General features: G+C 61.3%; 6 protein-coding genes. 5 read left to right on the forward strand and 1 reads right to left on the reverse strand.

Annotation, left to right across the window (positions count from 1 at the left end; translation table 11 throughout):
• The coding region (locus Q7L05_RS16750; protein ID WP_303909356.1) for a hypothetical protein at positions 1 to 209 on the forward strand (209 nt) is incomplete at its 5' end.
• Between the two features lie 83 nt (positions 210 to 292).
• Here Q7L05_RS16750 and Q7L05_RS16755 read toward each other — a convergent pair.
• On the reverse strand, positions 293 to 766 hold the full coding sequence (locus Q7L05_RS16755) for an REP-associated tyrosine transposase (protein ID WP_303909357.1): 474 nt from the start codon (positions 764 to 766) through the stop codon (positions 293 to 295).
• A gap of 257 nt (positions 767 to 1023) precedes the next feature.
• On the opposite strand from Q7L05_RS16755, the gene Q7L05_RS16760 reads away from it, so the two are divergent.
• From Q7L05_RS16760 to phoR, 4 genes are all read left to right on the forward strand, one after another.
• Positions 1024 to 1569, forward strand: coding sequence for a peptidoglycan-binding domain-containing protein (locus Q7L05_RS16760; protein ID WP_303909358.1), 546 nt, complete (start codon positions 1024 to 1026; stop codon positions 1567 to 1569).
• Between the two features lie 231 nt (positions 1570 to 1800).
• Positions 1801 to 3654, forward strand: a complete 1854-nt coding sequence (gene ilvD / locus Q7L05_RS16765) for a dihydroxy-acid dehydratase (RefSeq protein WP_303909360.1) — start codon at positions 1801 to 1803, stop codon at positions 3652 to 3654.
• A 346-nt stretch (positions 3655 to 4000) separates the two neighbouring features.
• Positions 4001 to 4693, forward strand: a complete 693-nt coding sequence (phoB, locus tag Q7L05_RS16770) for a phosphate regulon transcriptional regulator PhoB (protein WP_303909362.1) — start codon at positions 4001 to 4003, stop codon at positions 4691 to 4693.
• A gap of 6 nt (positions 4694 to 4699) precedes the next feature.
• Positions 4700 to 5995 carry a phosphate regulon sensor histidine kinase PhoR gene (phoR, locus tag Q7L05_RS16775; protein ID WP_303909364.1) on the forward strand — a complete coding sequence of 432 codons (1296 nt, stop codon included), beginning with the start codon at positions 4700 to 4702 and terminating at the stop codon, positions 5993 to 5995.
• The last annotated feature ends 51 nt before the right edge of the window (positions 5996 to 6046 follow it).

Raw genomic sequence — 6046 nt, forward strand, 5'->3', positions numbered from 1 at the left:
TCCCCGGACTCGCCCGTAAGGTGCCCCACTATGGCAAGTACGGTTACCTGGTCTTTACCGGTGACGCCCCCGACAACCAGGTAAAGAGACAGTGGCCGGCCAACTCCTCACCGCTGGTGCGCCGCTTTGACGGAGCTGACGGCGGCTGTGAAGTGCCGCCGCGCAAGCCGTTAGCGGGGGAGTCCCAGCGGTCGCGGGCCCCGGCATGATTAGCGCGGCTGAAGCCGCGATAACCCTCACACCTCCGTCCCCGTAGGAGCGGCGGAAGCCGCGAAAACTGCCTCTCATCTGCCTACAACCAGACAGCGTCCCAGTGCGGATAGTCGCCAACCCGCCTGACCAGGCCGGCGCGGAGCGGGTTGGCGATGACGTAGCGTGCAACCTTGACGATGTCCTCTTCCTTGCGCAGCGCGTGATCATGAAAACCCGGTTGCCAAATGCGATGCGCCGGTGTGCTGCATGCCGCATTAATTACCTTCCCGGAGTGCGCCTTGAAAAGCCTCAGCAGCCGCGAAAGGTCGGTATCTCTGAGCTGCAGCAGCCAATGCAGATGGTTGGGCATGAGCACGAAAGCCAGCGTCTCGCAACGTCCGCGCACATCGCTCTGCTGCAGCTCCTTGATAGCGAGCCGGGAGAGATGAAAATCGGTGAACAGAGGGCGTCGGTGGTTGGTGGCGGTGGTGACCAGATAAATGCGCCCAGGTTCGGAAAAGCGTCCACGGCGTAGGGCGGATACGTGAGGTGACTGGTGGTTGGCAGATTCCATTGCACAGTGAGTGGTTTTTGCCGAGATTGTACCGTGGGTTTTGCTGTTCTTCCAGGAAATCGCGGCTTCCGCCGCTCCTACAGGGGTGCACGACCACCACTTGATGCCCCCCTGTGGGAGCGGCGGAAGCCGCGATAAGCGTCTGAATTGAGAACTGCGTGGCAACCCTTATCTATTACGGCTTGAATCCGGTGCCGTTCCGTATACGCTTTCGGGAGGCGCAAGCACGCGCCGTTAAATCCACACGGAGGTGAATAATGCAATTCAAACCTTTTCTCGGACTGTGTGCAGCGGCCGCGCTGATTTCCGCACCGCTGGTGCATGCGGCAGGTGAACAGTCGGGGGGAGCTTACTCCCCCGGTTCGGCGGAGCAGGGTGCGATGCAGCAGCCCGGAGCCGCGGAACAGCAGGCTGCCCAGGGTGAGCATTCGGATGCTGTCCTGCAGCTGCAGCAGGCGCTGAATCGCGAAGGCTACTCTGCCGGTCCCGAAGATGGGATCTGGGGCCCACAGACCCAGAGTGCCCTGAGCGAGTTCCAGGAAGCGGAGGGCATGCAGGCGACGGGTGAAATCGATCGCGATACCATCGATGCCCTGGGCCTCGATCCCGAGTCCTCCGAGTTCGCGGCTTTCGTCGAGAGCGAAGAGGATGCGGACACCGGTCTGCAGGATGACGATGCCATGCAGGACGGTGGCGCCATGCAGGACGGCGGTGCCATGCAGGACGGCGGTGCTATGCAGGACGACGGTGCTATGCAGGACGGCGGTGCCGGCGAACGCCCTATGTCCCCTTCGGGTATGTAGTAATTCGACTTCTGCACGCGCGAGCGCCGCGCGTGCAGAACCCCGAACTGCTTTTTCGATGACCTACGAAATTCGGGCTGGCCCGACACCCTTCGTCAGCCTGAGGTCGACCTGCAGGTCAAGCCCGGGAACACGGACGCTGTTTGTCTCGATGTCTGCTCCCCGATCCCCACACTCTCTCCCCTCTGGTATCCTATCCCGATTCGTGTTTTCAATAGATAGGGTTTTCCGATGCCGCGCTATCGCTCCTGGACCTCGACTCACGGCCGCAACATGGCTGGCGCCCGCGCCCTCTGGCGCGCCACCGGTATGAAAGACGATGATTTCGGCAGCAAGCCGATTATCGCCATCGCCAACTCATTCACCCAGTTCGTGCCCGGCCATGTCCACCTCAAGGATATGGGTCAACTGGTGGCGCGGGAGATCGAGGCGGCCGGCGGGGTGGCCAAGGAGTTCAACACCATCGCCGTCGACGACGGGATCGCCATGGGCCACGGCGGCATGCTCTACTCCCTGCCCTCGCGTGAGATCATCGCCGACTCGGTGGAGTACATGGTGAATGCCCACTGTGCGGACGCACTGGTGTGCATCTCCAACTGCGACAAGATCACCCCCGGGATGCTGAATGCCGCCCTGCGCCTGAATGTCCCCACCATCTTCGTCTCCGGCGGACCGATGGAGGCGGGCAAGGCAGTGGTGAAGGGCGGCGAGGTGCACCTGGATCTGGTGGACGCCATGGTGGCCGCGGCGGATCCCAACGAAAGCGATGAAGATGTGGAGACCATCGAGCGTTCCGCCTGTCCGACCTGCGGCTCCTGCTCCGGCATGTTCACCGCCAATTCCATGAATTGCCTGACCGAGGCCCTGGGGCTGTCTCTGCCTGGAAACGGGACGCTGCTGGCGACCCATGCGGATCGGGAGCGCCTGTTCCAGGAGGCGGGCCGTATCGTGGTGGCTCTCGCCAGACGCTATTACGAAGGGGACGATGAATCTGTTCTGCCGCGCTCTATCGCCACCGCCGAGGCATTTGAAAATGCCATGAGCCTGGATATCGCCATGGGCGGCTCCACCAACACCATTTTGCATCTGCTGGCAGCGGCGCAGGAGGCCGAGGTACCGTTTACCATGGCCGATATAGACCGGCTCTCACGCAAGGTGCCGCACCTGTGCCAGGTGGCACCGGCCACGCCGCAGTACCACATCGAGGATGTACACCGTGCCGGCGGCATCATGGCGATTCTGGGAGAGATGGAGCGTGCCGGTCTGCTGCACCGGGACATCCCCACCGTCCACGCCGGCACCATCGGTGAAGCCATCGACCTTTGGGATGTCCGCCGTACCCGGGATGCGAAGCGCTGGACCTTCTATCAGGCAGCACCCGGCGGCGTGCCGACTACCAAGGCTTTCAGTCAGGACAAGCGTTACGCCGGTCTCGATCTCGATCGGGAACACGGCTGCATCCGCGATTTCCAGCACGCCTTCTCGAAGGAGGGCGGCCTGGCCGTGCTCTACGGCAATATCGCCGAGGAGGGTTGCGTGGTGAAGACCGCGGGGGTGGACGAGTCGATCCTCACGTTTTCCGGCCCGGCGGTGATCTGCGAGGCCCAGGAGGAGGCGGTGGAGAAGATCCTCGGCGGCGAGGTCAAGGCCGGCGACGTGGTGATCATCCGCTACGAGGGGCCGCGCGGCGGACCGGGCATGCAGGAGATGCTCTATCCCACCTCCTATATCAAATCCATGGGACTGGGCAAGGCGTGTGCCCTGCTGACCGACGGGCGATTCTCCGGCGGCACCTCGGGGCTCTCCATCGGCCATGTCTCACCCGAGGCCGGCGAAGGCGGCGCTATCGGCCTGGTGGAGTCTGGCGACACCATCGAGATCGATATCCCCAAGCGCTCCATCCGCGTGGCCCTGTCCGATGAGCAACTGGCCAGGCGTCGTGAGGTGATGCAGGCCAAAGGTGCCGATGCCTGGAAGCCGGTCGGTCGGGAGCGCCGGGTCTCCGCGGCGCTCAAGGCCTATGCCGCCATGACCACCTCCGCCGCCCGCGGTGCGGTGCGGGATGTCAGCCAACTGGAGAAATAGCCGGTTCGGAAAACACCCAACGATTTAACCCGGATTGTTCACCGCAAAGCTTCCGCTCCTGCTCACGCCCCTCACCTACATCCATGTAGGTGAAGACGCAAAGGACGCAAAGCTTTGATTACAGCATCTTGCATTATCGCCGAGGTTCTGCTGTTTCCGTCGTTTCCCGGTCATGTATGCCGATAAGACAATTGAATTCTGCTCTTGGCATCTTTGCGGTGAGTTCGTGAATTTTCCGGGTTAACATGGAGATGCGGAGTTCGTAGAGGTTGAACAAGCCGTGTCACACCCTTGTCACATACCGGGCTTTAAAATGGTAGCGACATGGGCAATGTGTTGCGAAGATATGACAGGTAAGTGCATTCTGCTGGTTGAAGACGAACCGGCTATCCGTACCATGGTCGTCATGGCATTGACGCGTGCCGGCTTCGAAACCCTGGAGGCCGGTGACGCGGCGGGAGCCGACCGGGTATTGGCCGATCGGCGACCGGATCTGCTGCTGCTCGACTGGATGCTGCCCGGAGCCAGCGGTATCGAACTGGCCCGTCGTCTGCAAAAAGACGACTACACCAGGGATCTGCCCATCATCATGCTGACCGCCCGCAGTGAGGAGGATGACCGTGTTCGCGGCCTCGAGGTGGGAGCGGATGACTACATCACCAAACCTTTTTCTCCCCGGGAACTGATCGCGCGCATCAACGCCGTCCTGCGGCGCGCCTCCGCGGACAATCTCGAAGGAATATTCTCGGCGGAGGGGCTGATGCTCGATGCGCAAAGCCATCGTGTGAGCGCCAATGAGCAGTCCCTCGACGTGGGGCCGACCGAGTTTCGGCTGCTGCATTTCTTTATGTCTCACCCGGAGCGGGTCTACAGTCGTTCTCAACTGCTCGATAGGGTGTGGAGTCGCGGTGCAGTCGTGGAGGAGCGTACGGTCGACGTGCATATTCGCCGGCTGCGCAAGGCATTGACCCCGAGCGGCCACGATAGTCTGATTCAGACGGTTCGTGGTGCCGGCTACCGTTTCTCACCTGACGGGTAATCACCCTTGCCACGCCCCTGGAGTGCCGAGTTCTTTCGATTGGGTATCATTCTGATCGGCGCCTGGCTGATTGGAGCGGTCCTTGGCAAGCCGGGAGTCTTCCTTTTTCTGGGGCTGCTGGCCTATATGCTCTGGCATCTCCACAATCTGCGTCGGCTCGAGCAGTGGCTGCGTGATGGCCGGACCTATCAGCCGCCTGAAGCGAGCGGTATCTGGAGCGAAGTCTTCTATCTCCTCTACGGCAAGCGGCAGCGAGAGCGGGCCCAGAAGAAACGCCTCGCTGCCATGCTGAGTCAGTTTCGGGAGGCGACATCGGCGATGCCCGACGCCACGGTGGTGCTCGGGCCCGGTGACGAAATCCAGTGGTTCAATGACGCCGCCCGGCAATTGATCAAACTGCATGCGGGCCAGGATGTGGGCCAGCGGATCGACAACCTGATTCGCTACCCCGAATTCGGTAATTTTCTGGAAAGCGGGAACGAGTCGGGGTACATCCTTATTCCCGCACCCAAAGACCCGGAAACGACGCTGAGTGCCCGGGTGATCCCCTATGGCCGCGACCTGCGGCTTCTGATCCTGCGAGATGTGAGTCAGCAGCAGCGGCTCGAACAGATGCGGCGGGATTTTGTGGCCAACGTCTCCCATGAACTGCGAACACCCCTTACGGTGGTTAACGGTTTTCTGGAAACCATGATCGACACCGATGATGAGTGCGCTCGTGAATGGAGTCGTTCACTGCTCCTGATGCAGCAGCAAGCGTCTCGTATGCAGCACATCGTCGAAGATCTCTTGCTGCTCTCGCGTCTGGAGACCGATAGCAATCGCCCTCCTGAAAAGCCGGTATCCATGCCTGCGCTCATCGCCACGATTTACGAGGATGTCGAGCATCTCGCAGCCCAAAAGAGACAGCAGATCAGCATCGATTCCGAATCCGAAGCGGGGCTTTACGGTGCCGAGCGAGAATTGCATAGCGCCTTCGCCAATCTGGTGATCAATGCCATTCGCTATACGCCCGAGGCGGGCCGCATTCGCATTCGCTGGTGGGCGGATGAACAGGGGGCCCATTATGCCGTTGCAGACACCGGCATCGGGATCGAGGCGGCGCACATCCCGCGGTTGACGGAACGGTTCTACCGGGTTGACGTGGGCCGCTCCCGTGACAGCGGTGGTACGGGTCTCGGACTTGCTATTGTCAAACACGTTTTGAACCGGCATGAGGCGCGCTTGCGCATCGACAGTGTGCCGGGTCGCGGCAGTACCTTTACCTGTGATTTTCCTCTGTCGCGCGTCTCCCGCACCTAGTGTACTGTTGCATGCTTGGCGATACTTTCAGAGCCCCCCAAAAACGTCAGG

Origin of the sequence: Thiohalomonas denitrificans (assembly GCF_016841685.1) — a bacterium.
Classification (GTDB): Bacteria; Pseudomonadota; Gammaproteobacteria; order Thiohalomonadales; family Thiohalomonadaceae; genus Thiohalomonas; species Thiohalomonas denitrificans_A.